The organism is Aliivibrio sp. A6 (assembly GCF_028765505.1).
In the GTDB taxonomy this organism is placed as follows: Bacteria; Pseudomonadota; Gammaproteobacteria; order Enterobacterales; family Vibrionaceae; genus Aliivibrio; species Aliivibrio finisterrensis_A.
Genome location: NZ_JARACR010000035.1, coordinates 14,987 through 31,494, shown reverse-complemented (window position 1 = coordinate 31,494; position 16,508 = coordinate 14,987). Strand labels below are relative to the sequence as shown.

The window sequence follows — 16,508 nt, the reverse complement described above, 5'->3', positions numbered from 1 at the left end:
TATTTAATGGAGCAATGTCAGTAGTATCTTTTTTATCTAAAAGAGCAGCAAGAACAGTAAAGGAACAATGGCTAAAAGCCCTAATTGAGCGAAGAGGTAAAAAAGTAGCAGCTGTCGCTTTAATTAATAAAAACATAAGAACGGCTTACGCCATTCTAATAAGCAACACCGAATATAAGCCTCAATTGCTTGAGGTTTAACCCGAATACGTCAATGTAATGCGAAAAAACAGGTAAGACCAACCAGTAAAAATCAGTGAGAGACTATGGCATAGAAAGCCGCCTTATAGCTTTGATTTATTGGTGCGAAAACATCTTAGGGCGAAGGTAGCTCCTTCAAAAGTAGCCCGTATATAAGTCCGCATCTAACCGTGTTTTTATCGAATTACTCACTTGACGTTGTTAGGGAGTCCATATAAGTCTCTAGTCTCTAGTCTCTGTTGCTCAAAACAGATTTCAATAAACGCATTACCCCATTCTGAAGTAAATGGCATGATAATAATCGCACCATCGCATTTATGAGTAATCGTATGGCCCTTACCAGAAACAACCATAGGCGTTGCCATGCTAAATTCAAAACCACTTTCAGAAAGAATACGTTTTGCACCACCAGTAACCATATTGGTGATTTCACCTACCATATCCGTCACTTCTTCATTGATGCTATTTGGACGCTCACCTAACATGTTTTGCATGATTTGCAGAGCAAGCTGCTCATCAAAAGTAATCGACATTGAGCCCTTACTTTGTGGAGCAACCATGCCTATTAAACCTGAAACATCACCACGAGCAATTTCATCTTTTTTAATACGAGGCTTTTGTGGTTTTAAATCCATTGAAGCCATCGTTTTAAGTACATTCATCAGTGAAGCTAAGAATGGGTTTACAAATTCAGCGCGCATGGTAGGTAATGTCCTTTAATTAATTTTTATTATTGTTGTTACTTAAACAAGCTTTGCAAGTACCATGAGTTTCAACAATATGGTTTTCGACAGAAAAGCCAATTTGTTCAGCATGCTTTGTTAGCTGCTCTGTTATTTTAATATCATGGAACTCAACAACGTCATCGCAAGTACGACAGATAAATAGTTGTGAAAAATGAGCGTGTTCGCCAATAACACAACAAGAAATATAACTATTTATTGATTCGACCTTATGAACAAAATCTTGGGTCACTAAAAAATCTAAAGCACGATAAATAGTGGGTGGTTTTGCTTGGGGTTCTATTTTCTTTAATTGCTCTAAAAGATCATAAGCACTTATCGCCCCCTGGTGAGAGACAATCAGCTCTAAAACTGTTAATCGCTGTGGTGTGAGTCTTACCCCACGTTGCTGGCACAATAGCTCAACTTTTTGTTTTTGCGTACGATTCAAGGATTATGTGTCTTATTTTTTGAACAGATAGTGAGTTTATCATAAGTTATCGGTTATTTTAGTGACTATTTTGCAGAATGTCATTTTATTTATGGGCATCATTATCGTGGTAATAGGTTGGCTGTTTCTATTCTGATCATGTTAGAATTGCGGCATTGATCACTGAACGAATTTATTTATGAGCTCTTACCCACTACAACGCTTTTCCGTTGCCCCTATGCTTGATTGGACAGACCGTCACTGCCGTTATTTTCATCGTCAATTATCTGAGCATGCGCTTTTATATACAGAAATGGTGACGACTGGCGCTATCATCCATGGTAAAGGTGATTTTCTTGCATATAACGAAGAAGAGCATCCGGTTGCATTGCAGCTAGGTGGTTCGAACGTTAAAGATTTAGTTCATTGTGCAAAATTAGCAGCCGAGCGTGGCTATGATGAAGTTAACCTTAATGTAGGTTGTCCATCAGACCGAGTTCAGAATGGTCGTTTTGGTGCTTGTTTAATGGGTGAGCCAGATCTAGTTGCCGAATGTGTCGCTGAGATGAAAGCGGTTGTTGATATTCCTGTAACGGTAAAAACCCGTATTGGTATTGACGACCAAGATAGCTATGAGTTTTTAACTAAATTCGTTTCAACGGTTCATGAGAAGGGTGGTTGTGATCAATTTACTATTCATGCTCGTAAAGCGTGGCTAAGTGGATTAAGCCCGAAAGAAAACCGTGAAATTCCACCGTTAGATTACCCACGCGCATATCAAATCAAGAAAGATTTTCCTCAGTTAGTGATTGCAGTCAATGGCGGCATTAAAACATTAGCGGAAGCAAAAGAGCATTTAGCACATCTAGATGGCGTGATGATTGGTCGTGAAGCGTATCAGAGCCCTTATTTATTAGCAGAAGTTGATCAACAACTTTTTGGTAGTGATAAACCAATTAAAAAGCGTCGTGAAATTGTAGAGGCAATGTATCCATATATTGAGCGCCAATTAGAAAATGGTGCACATCTTGGTCATATTACTCGTCATATGCTTGGTTTATTCCAAAGTATGCCGGGTGCTCGTCAATGGCGTCGCTATATCAGTGAAAATGCCCATAAACCAGGTTCAGGTATTGAAGTAGTTGAAGCTGCGCTAGCTAAAATTCCAAAAGAGTTAGATGTTTAAGCTTTTTTTACTTTAGTAAAATTGCATTAAATAGAAATAAAAAGAAAGTACATAAATAAACCAGATCGTTTATTATTACCGCATATGAAACAAATAGCGTCGCAAATGGAGACTACGCATGAACAAACTATCCCTTACCGCTGTTGTTGCTTCAACTGCCTTAGTATTGGCAGTACCAGCACATTCAACAGAGAAGGAATTTACCACTAAAGTTGAAATTGATGCGTGGTTCCCTGATGCAAAAGTGGGATCTAAAGATGATGCTGTTCGTAAAAATGATGTTGATGCATCGCAAGCGTTCTCAATCGCTTTTGAGCACCCATTTGCTTATGTGCCAAATGTTAAAGTTCGTTATACCCCAGTAAGGTCTGATCGTTTTGAATATGATCAAATTGACTACACTGGTTACTATAAATTATTAGACACTAACGGCCTTCAGTTTGATGTGGGTTTAACACTAACACAGTTTGCTAATGGCGAATTTAATAAAGGTGGTTCTGTTTCTACAGATCCAACTCAGCCAGCAGATCAAAGCTTTAGCGAAACAGCAATGAACATGTACGCCGATGCGTCACTGCATATTCCCGATACGCATTTCCACATTTTTGGTCAGTATGATTTTGGTAGTGGCAGCGGTACTCGTACAATGGATGGTCAAGCTGGGGTTAAATACATTCTTCCAGTTGATGCGGTCGATCTAGAAATCAAAGTAGGTTATCGCGTAATGGACCATGAATTTGGTTACTTTGAAGGCTTTGATAGCAACCAAGCAAACGTAATGGTTGATGGTTGGTTCGGTGGTTTATCATTTGATTTCTAATCAGAGATAACCAGAATATTAAAAATAGCGATTCAGGTGACTGAGTCGCTATTTTTTTATTTTAAATTTGCTCAATCTCTGTTTATTGACCATGCTTATAGAATGGATATTACTATGATATTCATATTTGGTAAGGATGCAGTTATGACGACATTAAGTGAATTAAAATTGATGTACCAAGAAGATCAATTAGTGGAGGCGGTGATAGAGCCTGTCGTGGTTGAGGAGTCTTGGATTGTAGAGTTCCGCCATGTGCGTGGAGGCCTTGTTCTGCTTACTGATATGAAAGGTGGTGAGATGAAATACAGGGATTTAGAATCAGCCTCGAAAAGTGCATTAGCGGTTGGATTTAACCAAGTCAGGATTAATGATTAACCTTATTTTCACCTTAAATTAATTAACGCAAATATTTCTTTCTTCCAAAAAGTTATAAAACATACCTATCTATTCTTTCTTGTTATAGAAAAGAGTCGCTAATCTAATATGACGCAATGAATAGGGATGTCGTCATGTTATTAAAGGAACTCTCCGCACTCGCTAGCCCACTTAATGATCAACAAATAGGTCAATTACAGCTAGCGGCTTCAGAATTATCTCCGCAACAGCTTGCTTGGGTAAGTGGTTATTTTTGGGGTGTAAGCCAAACCTCAGGTGCAGCACAACCAATCAATCAAGCCGCAGCCGCAGTATCAAGTGAGCCTGCTGGTAAATTATCAATTATTTATGCCTCGCAAACAGGCAATGCTAAAGGGGTTGCCGAAGCTTTAAAAGAAGAAGCATCGGCAGCAGGTATTGCCGTTGAGCTTTTTGATGCCAGTGACTACAAAGGTAAAAATCTCGCTAAAGAAACTCACGTTATTATTGTGGCATCAACCAATGGTGAAGGTGAAGCGCCAGATAATGCCATTGAATTGCATGAATTTCTTCAATCTAAAAAAGCGCCTAAATTAGATAATTTAAAATACGCGGTTATTGGTTTGGGGGATTCGAGTTATGAATTTTTCTGCCAAACAGGTAAAGATTTCGATGCTTACTTATCCAAAAAAGGAGCTACGCCATTTTTAGAGCGTATCGATTTAGATGTGGATTATGAAGCGCCAGCAGCGGAGTGGCGTAAACAAGCGTTAGAGAAAGTAAAAGAAACATTGGCAACAGGTGATGATTCTAACAATGGACAGGTTGTGCAATTGCCAGTAGGACAAGCTGCTCATGCTGTTTCGCAATACACTAAACAGAACCCATATACCGCTACATTATTAGCTAGCCAGAAAATCACGGGTCGCGATTCGGGTAAAGATGTTCGTCATATTGAAATCGATTTGGAAGGTTCAGGGTTAACTTATCAGCCAGGTGATGCTCTTGGGGTGTGGTTTGAAAATAGCCCCAAACTTGCCGCTGCAATCTTAAAACAAGTAAGTCTTACTGGTGAAGAACAAGTAGATGTTGATGGTAAGCAGATATCACTTCAAAAAGCGCTAGTTGAAAAATACGAAATCACATCGGCAAACCCACAACAAGTGGTAGCATTTACTGAACTCTCCGGCAGTAAAAAACTAGAGAAACTGACCGCAGACAAAGACAAATTACGCCAGTATGCAGGTAATACTCAAGTCATTGATCTACTATCAGAAAAGAAAACAAAATTAACGGCAGAGCAATTAGTTGGATTACTTCGTCGTTTAACCCCTCGTTTATATTCGATTGCTTCAAGCCAAACAGAAGTCGATGAAGAAGTTCATTTAACGGTTGGTGTAGTTGAATACCAACAAGGAGATGAGTCTCGATTTGGTGGTGCCTCTAGCTTTTTATCTCATCGTCTAGAAGAAGGCGATGAAGTGAAAGTGTTTATTGAACACAACAATAATTTCAAACTTCCTCAAAATGATAATGTTCCTGTGATCATGATAGGCCCAGGTACGGGTATTGCTCCATTCCGCTCATTTGTGCAAGAGCGTGACAACCGTGATGCAGAAGGAAAAAACTGGCTATTCTTTGGTGATAGAACCTTCACGCAAGATTTCTTATACCAAGTGGAATGGCAAAAATATCTTAAGTCAGGCGTTGTAAATCAATTAGATGTCGCATTCAGTCGTGACCAGCAAGAAAAAGTCTATGTACAGCACCGTATTCTAGAGCATTCAGCGCAAGTGTGGCAGTGGCTACAAGATGGCGCTTATATCTACGTGTGTGGTGATGCAACGCGCATGGCAAAAGACGTACATGAAGCCTTGATTACGATTGTTGAGCAGCAAGGAAAGAAGAACAGAGAAGAAGCAGAACAATTTGTAAATGATCTGCGTAAGGCGAAACGTTACCAAAGGGATGTGTACTAATGAGTGAACAAATTGCAGTAAAAACAATCTTATCAGGCACTGAACTTGGCCCATTAGCGGATAATGAGCGTCTAAAGCGTGAAAGTAAAAACCTTCGAGGTACGATCGTGGAGGATCTTCAAGATCGCATTGCAGGTGGTTTTACCAAAGATAATTTCCAGTTGATCCGTTTTCACGGTATGTATCAACAAGATGATAGAGATATTCGTGCTGAGCGTGCAAAACAAAAATTAGAGCCTCTGCATAACGTAATGCTTCGTGCACGTATGCCGGGGGGAATCATTACCCCAAAGCAGTGGTTAGCGATTGATAAGTTTGCAGAAGAAAATACCTCTTATGGCAGTTTGCGTTTAACCACTCGTCAAACGTTTCAATTTCACGGTGTTCTAAAACCAAACATTAAATTAATGCATCAAACGCTTAATAGTATCGGTATTGATTCGATTGCGACAGCGGGTGATGTAAACCGAAATGTGTTGTGTACGACTAACCCGGTAGAATCTGAATTACATCAAGAAGCGTACGAGTGGGCGAAAAAAATCAGTGAACACTTATTACCAAAAACGCGTGCCTATGCTGAGATTTGGTTGGATGGTGAGAAGCTAGAAACGACTGATGAAGAGCCAATTTTAGGCAGTAACTATCTTCCTCGTAAATTTAAAACAACGGTTGTGATCCCACCGCAAAATGATGTGGATGTGCATGCGAATGATCTGAATTTCATTGCAATTGCAGATGATGGAAAACTGGTTGGTTTTAATGTACTTGTTGGTGGTGGTCTTGCAATGACCCATGGCGACACTGCAACTTACCCACGTAAAGCAGATGATTTCGGTTTTATACCATTAGAGAAAACATTAGATGTAGCTGCAGCAGTTGTGACAACTCAGCGTGATTGGGGTAACCGTTCAAATCGTAAAAATGCAAAAACAAAATATACGTTAGATCGTGTAGGTGTTGATGTATTTAAAGCCGAAGTGGAAAAACGTGCTGGTATTCAATTTGAAGCAAGTCGCCCTTATGAGTTAACAGAGCGTGGTGATCGAATTGGTTGGGTTGAAGGTATTGATGGTAAGCATCACTTAGCATTATTTATTGAGAATGGTCGCTTATTAGATTATCCGGGAAAACCACTAAAAACAGGGGTTGCTGAAATAGCTAAGATCCACCAAGGCGATTTTAGAATGACTGCCAACCAGAATTTAATCGTTGCTGGTGTACCAGCGGAGCAAAAAGATCAGATAGAGCAAATTGCTCGTGAGCATGGCTTAATTGATGATGGGCATTCAGAGCAGCGTAAAAATTCAATGGCGTGTGTGGCGTTTCCTACTTGTCCGTTAGCAATGGCTGAAGCAGAGCGTTTCTTGCCTGAGTTTGTTACTGAGATTGAAGGTGTGTTGAAAAAGCATAACTTGCCAGAAGAAGACAATATCATCTTCCGTGTGACAGGTTGTCCAAATGGTTGTGGCCGTGCGATGTTGGCTGAAATTGGCTTAGTTGGTAAGGCGCCTGGTCGTTATAACTTCCATTTAGGTGGTAATCGCAGTGGCACTCGTGTCCCTAAAATGTATAAAGAAAACATTACAGATCGTCAGATTTTATCTGAGATAGATGAACTTGTTGGTCGTTGGGCAGCTGAGCGTAAAGGTAATGAAGGCTTTGGTGATTTTACCATTAGAGCTGGAATCGTAGATGAAGTGAAAGTATCAAAAAGGGACTTTTATGCCTAAATTGCAATTATCAGAGCTGCTGTCATTAACTAAAGTTGAGCAAATATTACGATTATCGGAAGTCAATGCAGAGCTTGAAACGCTAACCGCTCAAGAACGAATCTTATGGGCGTTAGAGAACTTAGAAGGAAACCCTGCGGTGTCCTCAAGTTTTGGGATTCAAGCAGCAGTGATGTTGCAATTAGTCACTGACGCAAAAGCGGATACTCCGGTTATTTTAACCGATACCGGATATTTATTTCCTGAAACTTATCAGTTTGTTGACCAACTCACTGAGCGACTAAAACTAAATCTGCATGTGTTTACCGCGGAAGAAACGCCAAATTGGCAAGAAGCACGTTATGGTAAATTGTGGGAGAAAGGGGTTGAGGGAATTGAGAAGTATAATAAGCTAAATAAAGTTCAACCTATGCGCCGAGCATTGGATCAACTTGAAGTCGGTATTTGGTTTTCAGGTTTACGTCGTGAGCAATCAAACTCTCGTGCAAACTTACCAGTGCTTAGTATTCAAAATGGGGTGTTTAAATTTTTACCTGTGTTGGACTGGAGTAATAAAGACGTTCATTACTTTTTAGAAGAGCGTGGTTTGCCTTATCATCCATTGCGTGATGAAGGTTATCTCTCTGTAGGTGATACTCATACAACTCAGAAATGGGAGCCGGGAATGAAAGAAGAGGAGACTCGTTTTTTTGGTTTAAAAAGAGAGTGTGGCTTGCATGAAGATGACGGTGAGACTGCCGGTTCTGGAATATAAATAGTTTATATGAAATAAAAAGACAGCGTGATATAGGCTGTCTTTTTTATTTATGACTGAAATATTATTTCCACAGTGAAGTGAGAGAGTCCATTAAGCCTGAACTTGCATTTTGTGATGTCAGATACTGAGTGATAAGAGGGGTAAATTGAGAGATAAGAGCAGGATCTAACCCGAGTGCGGAGAAAGCGGCTTTTACGCTGTCCATATTTGATATCATGCTACCTAATCCACCTGGGATAGCACCTGTTAATGATTCAAGACCAGGAACCATGCTATTTAGCTCTGAGTTTTCTGAGCTTGATAGACCATTTCCTGCCATTGCTAATAATGCACCTGCACCACCAGCAGCTTGATCTGCTGATATTCCAAGATTATCAGTAAGCATGCCTACAAGTGGATTGGATGCAGTGACTTGCTCAGTGTTTGCTTCATCATCACCACCAAATAGGCTCGAAAGAAAGGCATTAGCAGGGGCTGCAGCTGTAAGAGAAAGCGCAAGAGTAGATAAAATTAACGTTTTTTTCATCGTCATGTCCTTTTAACATTATCAATTTGTTTTTATAACATTCAATTAGAGTATGACATAAAAAAAAGCGATGCATATAGGCATCGCTTTTTAATTTTATTTTTAATCTTTTTCTGATAAAAATTAGATGATGTCTAGTAGTTCTACTTCGAATACTAGTGCAGCATATGGAGGGATTGCAGCGCCAGCGCCACGCTCACCGTATGCAAGGTTTTGTGGAATAGAAAGCTTCCACTTAGAACCTACAGGCATTAGTTGAAGTGCTTCAACCCAACCAGCGATAACGCCAGTTACTGGGAATTCAGCAGGTTGACCGCGCTCTACAGAGCTGTCAAATACTGTACCGTCAGTTAACATACCGTGGTAATGAACACGTACTGTTTTATCAGAAGTTGGAATCTCACCAGTACCTACAGTTAGTACTTCATATTGAAGACCAGACTCAAGTACAGTTACTTCTGAACGAAGAGCGTTATCAGCTAGGAAAGCTTCGCCATCAGCAGCGGCAGCTTTAGATGCTTCAGCACGAGCTTCTTCAGCACGCATGTGAAGTGCTTGAAGTGCTTCGTTGATCGCGTCAACTTCGATTTCTGGCATGTCGCCAGTTAATGAAGTAGCGATACCTTTAGCGATAGCTGCAACGTTTAGGCCTTCAAGACCAGATTGTGCAAGTTGTTGACCCATTTGAAGGCCAATACCGTAGCTTGCTCTTTGCTCTACTGTTTCTAATTTTACTTCAGACATGCTGTCTCTCTTTCTTTATATGGTATAAACGAAAGACTAAAGGATACAGAGATCTAAGCTTAAGGTAAACTTTTGTACTTCTTTGCGCTCTGATATTAGAATAAAACGTGAGCTCACCAGTTTCGCATGAGGCGATGGCATGAATAAAAAGAAAAAAATGAATATAAAGCGCCCAGATTTTTCTGAGCAACTGGCTAACTTAAAGGATAAGTTTGGGCCTCTTACCGATAAAGTTTTACCTTATTGGCAGCGCTTACCTCTATTTCATCAAAAAGCATTACGCATTTTAGTTCCAGTTACTTTTGTTTTAATTCTATTGCCAAGCGGTGCAGAAGAAGAGCTTGAGAGTATTCAGCCTACGATGATCCCTGCACCTGAAATGCAAAGACAAAGTGTCAGTTTAAATTTAAAAGGTTTGAGTGAGCAAGAAGCAGCACTTCGTAATACGCCTTCTGCTTATGAAGTCGAAAAAGAGAAAATAGAAGCAGAGCCAGCAAAAAATATAACGGAAGTTAAAGCCTCGCAATCAACTCAAACTTCTGCAAAGTGGCATGATTATCAAATTCAAGCGGGTGATACGCTGTATCAAGTATTTAGAAAAAATAATCTGTCGCTCACAGAACTAAACAAGGTGGTTAAAATCGAAGGTGCCGATAAACCATTGAGCAATATTAAAAAAGGTCAATTATTTCGTTTTAAGCTTAATCCGCAGGGTGAATTAGACATCCTTCAGATAGAGCGAGATAACCAAGCAATTATGTACTTTAGAATGTCAGATGGTAACTTTGGCCGCAGTAAATAAAGTTCTTATTCTTTCCTATTAACGCCTCCCTCTTAAGTTCTTTAACCATGTTTTAGGCATTAGAGGGAGAATGATTAACGCAATTCCCGCCGCAGTTAATGCATCTGGCACTTCATCAAACCAAATTACGCCAAATAAAACCACAAATATAAGCCCTGAATATTCCGCTAAAGATATCTGAGTTGCTGGTGCTTTTTTATATGCCATGGTTGCTAGGCCGTTATAGCTAATAATAAAGCCAGCGCTTAAGGCTATCCAAAGTACCTCATTATGGCTTAGTGGCTGCCAATAAAACCAAGCTAATCCTCCGGCAACAGGCAGAGATAAACAGGTTGTCCAAAACAGTGTGGTAATAACGGATTGGTCATTGGGGATTTTTCTAACTAAAAGATTATATAGCGCTAGCGTTGTTGCCGTCCCTAGAGCAAAAATAGCTGCCCAGTGAAATTGAGAAGGGCGAAGAATAATCAGAACACCAATAAACCCAATAACAGTTTGAAGCACTTTCTTTGCTGATGGCCTTTCATTGAGTAGCAAGATTGAAAGTGGGATCATTAATAACGGTGCGGTGTAAAAAACGGCATTGGCAGTCGCAAGGGTTAAATAAGTGATAGATACCACCATGCAACAACTGCCAATTAATAGAATATGGGCTCTTAATACTGTTATTTTTGGATTGCTTAAATTTCTTAATGTTGGTGGTTGGCGAATCCAAAATGGAAAGAGAAGAGCGAGTGAAACTAACTGACGTAAGAAAATATACTGAAAAGGTGAAACTCCACCATCAAGGACTTTTACCGCCACATCAGATAGTGATGCCAGTAAGTTACCTAATACAAGTAAAACAATAGCAAGATTGACTGGTGCCATCATAGGTTTCATTATTTTATTAATCGCATGTCGACATGAGGGATATCATCCTCAAGGTACATATCAGAAATTACATTAAAACCATGCTTTTGATAAAAGTGAGTTAAATGTTCTTGAGCCCCAATATCAATACTTTCCCCAGGCCATAATTCTTCACAATTCAGTAAAGCTTGAGAGATGAGTTCGTGACCTAAACCATTACCTCTTGCTGTTTCTTTTGTTGCTACGCGACCAATACTGACATTGCTATAACTAATCCCTGCAGGCAATAATCGAGCGCAGGCGATTATTTCATTATTTTTCGTCCCAATTAAATGATAAACCCCATCCTGGCAATCTTTTCCATCCAATTCAGGATATGGACAAGTTTGCTCTACGACAAAAATATCGACTCTTAAGCGGATAAGTTCGTACAGTTGGACGGTAGTTAAGTTATTAAATGGTATTTTTTGCCAATGAATCATAGGTGTTATCTCGATTTAAAATGAATACTCTCAAGATACCTATGTTTGTTTTTTTAGGCATCAATTAATCCTTATTTTTTTTCTGCGTAATAAATAGATCATCTAATTCGTTACATAGGTATAAAAAAATAGCATGGTGAAATCACCATGCTATTTATGTTATAGAAAATTTAGATGTTATTTATTTTGCTAAATCAATTTGGTATACCGCAAAGCCAACATCATCAGTCGCTACATGCTTCATTGGGTATTGGCCTTTGTCTTTGATGAATTGGGCTGCTTTGTCACTTGGTGATGTTTCAAAGCGGATATCCAGTTTTTTGTTGCTCTTAATTGGAGCAAAAGACCAGTTATTATCAGCGGCTGGTTTAACTTGACCTTCCTCTTTACTTACACGAGAAATGTAGTTAGCAAGAACTGTGCGGTTTTCATCTGGTGCATCAAAAGCGATGAAATCAGCCCCTGTGCCAGGGAATTTATTGCTGTAAGCTCGGTAGTTGTTTGTCGCAATGATGAAGTCTTGCTTCATATCAATTGGTTTACCTTGGTAAGTAAGACCAACAATACGCTCAGAACCGTCGTTAATTACTTTACAGTCACCATCATATTTTGCAGGCTGAGTTACGTCGATTTGGTAATTGACACCATCCATGACATCAAAGTTATAAGTACGGAAGCCATCCCAATCGATTAGCTGTTGTGGTGCTGTGTTATTGATATCAATTTGTTTAAATTGACCAGCTGAACATTCAAGCCATTCTTTTACTTCTTTACCTGTTACTTTCATTGCCACTAGGGTATTTGGGTATAGGTATAAATCCGCTGCATTACGGAAAGTTAATTGACCTGATTCAACTTCAGTAAAGTTTGTTGGATCATTGCCACGACCGCCTGCTTTAAATGGAGCAGCAGCAGAAAGTACAGGAGTACCATCTAAATCAGGATCACCTTGAATAAAGCGCTCAACGTAATCTTTTTGCGCAAGGTTAACAATCTGAACTGTTGGGTCGTCTTGAACTAAGGCTAAGAAGCTATACATCACGTCATCAGCTTTACCAATTGGTTGGTTAACGAACTCACGTGTGCCTTTATGATCTGATTCTAATGCTTTAACAATACCTTCATCAGCCGCCGCTAATGATTTTTTGTTGTTTTTATCAAAGATAGGGCGAGCTTCTGATTTACCGTTAGCAACAACCCACTCACCATCTTTTTGTTTAAGAGTTAAATCCATTACACCAACATGGCTACCCCAACGTCCAGGCATAACAGCGGCAACGCCATTGATGGTGCCATTTTCGTTATCGATACCTTGCATGTTGTCGAACCCTTTACCTGGGAAAACAGCATGAGAGTGGCCAAATGCGATTGCATCAATACCTTCGACTTCAGATAAGTAGTAAGTAGAGTTTTCTTCGCCTTGTTTGTACGGGTCAGTCGATACACCTGAGTGAGGAATCGCAACAATAACGTTCGCACCTTCCGCTTTCATTTGAGGAATTAACTCTTCTGCGGTTTCTTTGATATCACGAGCGTAGACTTTACCTTCAAGATTTTTTTTATCCCATACCATGATTTGTGGTGGAACAAAACCGATGTAGCCGACTTTGATTTCGTGCTCTACGCCAGCAGTATCTTTAAATGTATGTGTCTTAATGATGTATGGCTTGAAGTAATGCTCTTTGGTTTCTACATCATAAACGTTAGCACTGATGTATGGGAAATCTGCATCGTTAATTGATTCTGCTAAGAACTCTAAACCATAGTTAAATTCGTGGTTACCAATGTTACCTGCATCGTAATCTAATTGATTCATGGCTTTATATGCAGGGTGAACTTCACCAGCTTCAATCCCTTTATCTGCCATGTAGTCACCCATTGGGCTCCCTTGCAGTAAGTCACCGTTATCAACAAGAACACTGTTGGTTACTTCATTACGAGCCTCTTTAACTAACGTAGCTGTGCGCGCTAAACCGATTTTTTGAGATGGCTTATCTTTGTAGTAATCGTAATCCATTAGGTTGGTATGGATATCTGTCGTTTCTACAACACGTAGCTTAATTACTTCATTTGTGTCTTCTGTTGTTGTACAGCCAGACAATGTTAGTAAGCCTAAGCCAGCAAGAACGGATAGCGATACAGGTTTAGCTGAGAGTTTCATAGTGTTCTCCAAAAGGTGATAATCATAAAAGCGCCAATTAAGATAACAGATTGGTTATGTTATAAATGTAATTTGTCTTCTAATGTGTGCGCTTGATCTTCTTTCCGTGTGGTTTACGGTAACAAGATCACAGCTTAACCATGAATTTATATGTTGTTTTTTGTGTCCCGTTTTATTTAAGAAAAACTTCGTTAGCATTAAATCGAATAAAAAATGAAATTTTAGAATTTCAGGTAATAAAGTAACCCGTCTATAGTGACTTTATTGGAATGAAAAATAGCCACCATGTAAAAAGAGAATTGATGCTTGTTAGGGCAATTAATTCCATTAATGGTGTCATTACCAAATTTAGCCTAAAGGACAAAAATACATGGACGCAAAACGATTAACTCACCTACAACAGCTAGAAGCTGAAAGTATCCACATTATTCGTGAAGTTGCTGCTGAGTTTGATAACCCAGTAATGATGTACTCGATTGGTAAAGACTCTTCAATCATGCTGCACCTTGCACGCAAAGCCTTTTATCCTGGAAAAATCCCATTCCCACTTCTTCATGTTGATACGGATTGGAAATTCAAAGAGATGATTGAATTTCGAGAAAAAACGGCAGAAAAATACGGTTTTGACTTATTGGTACATAAGAACCCAGAAGGCTTAGCAATGGGGATTAACCCATTTGTTCATGGTTCATCAAAGCATACCGATATCATGAAAACTCAGGGCTTAAAGCAAGCGCTAAACAAGTATGGTTTTGATGCGGCTTTTGGCGGTGCACGTCGTGATGAAGAAAAATCTCGAGCTAAAGAGCGTGTGTATTCTTTCCGAGATAAAAATCATACGTGGGACCCAAAAAATCAGCGTCCAGAGTTATGGAATACCTATAACGGCCAAGTTAATAAAGGGGAAAGCATCCGAGTTTTCCCATTATCAAATTGGACTGAATTGGATATTTGGCAATACATCTATTTAGAAAATATTGAAATTGTTCCGCTTTATTTATCTGAGAAGCGTCCAGTGGTTGAGCGTGATGGCATGTTGATCATGGTAGACGATGAGCGTTTAGAGTTAGAAGAAGGTGAAGAAATCCAACATAAAGACATTCGCTTTAGAACCTTAGGTTGCTACCCATTAACAGGGGCGGTGGAATCAACAGCAAATACCTTGCCTGAAATCATTGAAGAAATGCTGGTTGCTACCTCAAGTGAGCGTCAAGGTCGAGCGATAGATCATGATTCATCTGGCTCTATGGAACTGAAAAAACGCCAAGGTTACTTTTAATATCAAGCATCTAAGGAAGGATTAAATAATGAATAGTGCAGTAGAGCAACAATTAGAAGAGCTTGGTATTGAAGCTTATTTAAAAGAACATCAATATAAATCATTACTTCGATTTTTAACCTGTGGTTCAGTGGATGATGGTAAAAGTACCCTCATAGGCCGATTACTCCATGACTCAAAACAAATCTATGCAGATCAGTTAGATGCGGTTCATGCCGATAGCCAACGCGTCGGTACAACAGGTGAACGTCCTGACTTGGCATTATTGGTTGATGGCCTGCAAGCTGAGCGTGAACAAGGGATCACCATTGATGTTGCGTATCGTTATTTCTCAACCCAAAAGCGTAAGTTTATTATTGCGGATACTCCGGGGCATGAGCAGTACACTCGTAATATGGCAACCGGTGCATCTACCTGTAATGTTGCGGTTATTTTGATTGATGCACGTAAAGGGGTGCTTGATCAAACACGTCGTCACTCTTATATCGCGAACCTTTTAGGTATCCGTCATTTTGTGGTAGCGGTAAATAAAATGGATTTGGTCGATTATTCTGAATCTCGCTTTGAAGAGATTAAAGAAGAGTATTTAACTTTTTCCAAAAAGCTAAATAATCCAAACCTAGATATTTCTATTCTTCCGCTATCTGCTCTAGAAGGAGATAACGTAGTAAACCAGAGTGAAGCGCTGGCTTGGTATCAAGGTGTGCCTCTATTAGAGGTGCTTGAGAATATAGATATCGATTCAGACAGAGGCAATGGTGAATTTAGATTTCCAGTGCAATATGTGAATCGTCCAAATCTAGATTTCCGTGGTTTTGCAGGCACCGTTTCATCGGGTGGCATTGCTGTTGGTAATGAAATTGTAGCGCTACCATCGGGTAAAAAATCAAAAGTGGCGCGCATTGTGACGTTTGATGGTGATTTAGAATCAGCACAAGCAGGTCAAGCAGTGACATTAACGTTAGAAGATGAGATTGATATTAGCCGTGGTGATTTGTTAGTGAAGGCAAACTCTAGCTTACAAGCGACAGATCAATTTAAGGCTGAGATTGTATGGATGACAGAAAAAGGACTAGAACCAGGTCGTCAGTACGACATTAAAATTGCCGGTAAGAAAACGGTAGGTCAAATTGATGCGATTCATCATCAGGTAAATATCAATAGCCTAGAAACCTTTGATGCACCAGAGCTGCCATTAAATGGTATTGGCTTGTGTGACGTATCATTAACAGAAGCGGTAAGCTTAGATCGTTACCAAGATTGTGCAGAAACGGGTGGTTTTATCTTTATTGACCGTTTAACTAACGTGACGGTAGGGGCTGGGATGATCCAAAACCTATCTGAGTTAAGCGATGTGAAGCCTATCAATGATAATGTCAGTGCTTTTGAGGTGGAGTTAAATGCGTTAGTTCGTAAACATTTCCCTCATTGGGGAGCACAAGATATTTCTAAGCTTTTAAGTTAATGGCTTAAAAAGGAACCGT

At 39.6% G+C, this 16,508-nt stretch carries 16 protein-coding genes and 1 pseudogene; 10 read left to right on the top strand and 7 right to left on the bottom strand.

Annotation, left to right across the window (positions count from 1 at the left end; all coding sequences use genetic code 11):
- Nucleotides 1-200: pseudogene (locus PVK70_RS16365) on the top strand (IS110 family transposase); the annotation flags it as partial.
- A gap of 188 nt (nt 201-388) precedes the next feature.
- On the opposite strand, the gene PVK70_RS16360 reads toward PVK70_RS16365, so the two are convergent.
- The gene (locus tag PVK70_RS16360; protein WP_130049128.1) at nt 389-901 is read right to left on the bottom strand and encodes a chemotaxis protein CheX; all 513 of its coding nucleotides are present in this window, start codon (nt 899-901) and stop codon (nt 389-391) included.
- Nucleotides 902-920: 19 nt separating this feature from the next.
- Nucleotides 921-1,373 carry a zinc uptake transcriptional repressor Zur gene (zur, locus tag PVK70_RS16355; protein WP_130049127.1) on the bottom strand — a complete coding sequence of 151 codons (453 nt, stop codon included), beginning with the start codon at nt 1,371-1,373 and terminating at the stop codon, nt 921-923.
- Nucleotides 1,374-1,551: 178 nt separating this feature from the next.
- On the opposite strand from zur, the gene dusA reads away from it, so the two are divergent.
- The 6 genes from dusA to PVK70_RS16325 all read left to right on the top strand — a co-directional run bounded on the left by dusA (nt 1,552) and on the right by PVK70_RS16325 (nt 8,175).
- The gene (dusA, locus tag PVK70_RS16350; protein ID WP_130049126.1) at nt 1,552-2,538 is read left to right on the top strand and encodes a tRNA dihydrouridine(20/20a) synthase DusA; all 987 of its coding nucleotides are present in this window, start codon (nt 1,552-1,554) and stop codon (nt 2,536-2,538) included.
- Between the two features lie 118 nt (nt 2,539-2,656).
- Entirely contained in the window at nt 2,657-3,358 is a 702-nt protein-coding gene (locus PVK70_RS16345; protein ID WP_130049125.1) for a TIGR04219 family outer membrane beta-barrel protein, read from the top strand.
- A 144-nt stretch (nt 3,359-3,502) separates the two neighbouring features.
- Entirely contained in the window at nt 3,503-3,733 is a 231-nt protein-coding gene (locus PVK70_RS16340; RefSeq protein WP_130045929.1) for a hypothetical protein, read from the top strand.
- Between the two features lie 134 nt (nt 3,734-3,867).
- A complete protein-coding gene (locus tag PVK70_RS16335) occupies nt 3,868-5,691 on the top strand; it encodes an assimilatory sulfite reductase (NADPH) flavoprotein subunit (RefSeq protein ID WP_130049124.1) in 1,824 nt (607 codons plus the stop codon).
- On the top strand, nt 5,691-7,421 hold the full coding sequence (gene cysI, locus PVK70_RS16330; RefSeq protein WP_130049123.1) for an assimilatory sulfite reductase (NADPH) hemoprotein subunit: 1,731 nt from the start codon (nt 5,691-5,693) through the stop codon (nt 7,419-7,421). Before PVK70_RS16335 ends, cysI begins: the two co-directional genes overlap by 1 nt.
- Nucleotides 7,414-8,175, top strand: coding sequence for a phosphoadenylyl-sulfate reductase (locus PVK70_RS16325; RefSeq protein WP_130049122.1), 762 nt, complete (start codon nt 7,414-7,416; stop codon nt 8,173-8,175). Before cysI ends, PVK70_RS16325 begins: the two co-directional genes overlap by 8 nt.
- Nucleotides 8,176-8,239: 64 nt before the next feature.
- Here the strand turns inward: PVK70_RS16325 and PVK70_RS16320 are convergent, their stop codons facing one another.
- Together PVK70_RS16320 and PVK70_RS16315 are read right to left on the bottom strand one after the other, a co-directional pair.
- The gene (locus tag PVK70_RS16320) at nt 8,240-8,704 is read right to left on the bottom strand and encodes a DUF2780 domain-containing protein (RefSeq protein WP_130049121.1); all 465 of its coding nucleotides are present in this window, start codon (nt 8,702-8,704) and stop codon (nt 8,240-8,242) included.
- A gap of 123 nt (nt 8,705-8,827) precedes the next feature.
- The gene (locus PVK70_RS16315) at nt 8,828-9,448 is read right to left on the bottom strand and encodes an FKBP-type peptidyl-prolyl cis-trans isomerase (RefSeq protein ID WP_130045934.1); all 621 of its coding nucleotides are present in this window, start codon (nt 9,446-9,448) and stop codon (nt 8,828-8,830) included.
- A 139-nt stretch (nt 9,449-9,587) separates the two neighbouring features.
- Between PVK70_RS16315 and PVK70_RS16310 the strand changes: the two genes are divergently transcribed.
- Nucleotides 9,588-10,250 carry a LysM-like peptidoglycan-binding domain-containing protein gene (locus PVK70_RS16310; RefSeq protein WP_130045935.1) on the top strand — a complete coding sequence of 221 codons (663 nt, stop codon included), beginning with the start codon at nt 9,588-9,590 and terminating at the stop codon, nt 10,248-10,250.
- Between the two features lie 18 nt (nt 10,251-10,268).
- Here the strand turns inward: PVK70_RS16310 and PVK70_RS16305 are convergent, their stop codons facing one another.
- The 3 genes from PVK70_RS16305 to cpdB all read right to left on the bottom strand — a co-directional run bounded on the left by PVK70_RS16305 (nt 10,269) and on the right by cpdB (nt 13,745).
- Entirely contained in the window at nt 10,269-11,120 is an 852-nt protein-coding gene (locus tag PVK70_RS16305; protein WP_130049130.1) for a DMT family transporter, read from the bottom strand.
- 11 nt (nt 11,121-11,131) lie between these two features.
- Nucleotides 11,132-11,584: a GNAT family N-acetyltransferase gene (locus PVK70_RS16300; RefSeq protein WP_130049120.1), complete on the bottom strand. Its 453-nt coding sequence runs from the start codon at nt 11,582-11,584 to the stop codon at nt 11,132-11,134.
- A 181-nt stretch (nt 11,585-11,765) separates the two neighbouring features.
- Nucleotides 11,766-13,745, bottom strand: coding sequence for a 2',3'-cyclic-nucleotide 2'-phosphodiesterase (gene cpdB, locus PVK70_RS16295; RefSeq protein ID WP_130049119.1), 1,980 nt, complete (start codon nt 13,743-13,745; stop codon nt 11,766-11,768).
- A 370-nt stretch (nt 13,746-14,115) separates the two neighbouring features.
- Between cpdB and cysD the strand changes: the two genes are divergently transcribed.
- Nucleotides 14,116-15,024 (top strand): sulfate adenylyltransferase subunit CysD, encoded by a 909-nt coding sequence (cysD, locus tag PVK70_RS16290; RefSeq protein WP_130049118.1) that lies wholly within the window; start codon nt 14,116-14,118, stop codon nt 15,022-15,024.
- 28 nt (nt 15,025-15,052) lie between these two features.
- Nucleotides 15,053-16,489 carry a sulfate adenylyltransferase subunit CysN gene (gene cysN, locus PVK70_RS16285; protein ID WP_130049117.1) on the top strand — a complete coding sequence of 479 codons (1,437 nt, stop codon included), beginning with the start codon at nt 15,053-15,055 and terminating at the stop codon, nt 16,487-16,489.
- Nucleotides 16,490-16,508 lie beyond the last annotated feature (19 nt).

Coding starts and splice junctions, on each gene's coding strand:
- PVK70_RS16360 (WP_130049128.1), bottom strand. CDS start 901: ATGCGCGCTGAATTTGTAAACCCATTCTTAGCTTCACTGATGAATGTA.
- dusA (WP_130049126.1), top strand. CDS start 1,552: ATGAGCTCTTACCCACTACAACGCTTTTCCGTTGCCCCTATGCTTGAT.
- PVK70_RS16345 (WP_130049125.1), top strand. CDS start 2,657: ATGAACAAACTATCCCTTACCGCTGTTGTTGCTTCAACTGCCTTAGTA.
- PVK70_RS16340 (WP_130045929.1), top strand. CDS start 3,503: ATGACGACATTAAGTGAATTAAAATTGATGTACCAAGAAGATCAATTA.
- PVK70_RS16335 (WP_130049124.1), top strand. CDS start 3,868: ATGTTATTAAAGGAACTCTCCGCACTCGCTAGCCCACTTAATGATCAA.
- cysI (WP_130049123.1), top strand. CDS start 5,691: ATGAGTGAACAAATTGCAGTAAAAACAATCTTATCAGGCACTGAACTT.
- PVK70_RS16325 (WP_130049122.1), top strand. CDS start 7,414: ATGCCTAAATTGCAATTATCAGAGCTGCTGTCATTAACTAAAGTTGAG.
- PVK70_RS16320 (WP_130049121.1), bottom strand. CDS start 8,704: ATGAAAAAAACGTTAATTTTATCTACTCTTGCGCTTTCTCTTACAGCT.
- PVK70_RS16315 (WP_130045934.1), bottom strand. CDS start 9,448: ATGTCTGAAGTAAAATTAGAAACAGTAGAGCAAAGAGCAAGCTACGGT.
- PVK70_RS16310 (WP_130045935.1), top strand. CDS start 9,588: ATGAATAAAAAGAAAAAAATGAATATAAAGCGCCCAGATTTTTCTGAG.
- PVK70_RS16305 (WP_130049130.1), bottom strand. CDS start 11,120: ATGGCACCAGTCAATCTTGCTATTGTTTTACTTGTATTAGGTAACTTA.
- PVK70_RS16300 (WP_130049120.1), bottom strand. CDS start 11,584: ATGATTCATTGGCAAAAAATACCATTTAATAACTTAACTACCGTCCAA.
- cpdB (WP_130049119.1), bottom strand. CDS start 13,745: ATGAAACTCTCAGCTAAACCTGTATCGCTATCCGTTCTTGCTGGCTTA.
- cysD (WP_130049118.1), top strand. CDS start 14,116: ATGGACGCAAAACGATTAACTCACCTACAACAGCTAGAAGCTGAAAGT.
- cysN (WP_130049117.1), top strand. CDS start 15,053: ATGAATAGTGCAGTAGAGCAACAATTAGAAGAGCTTGGTATTGAAGCT.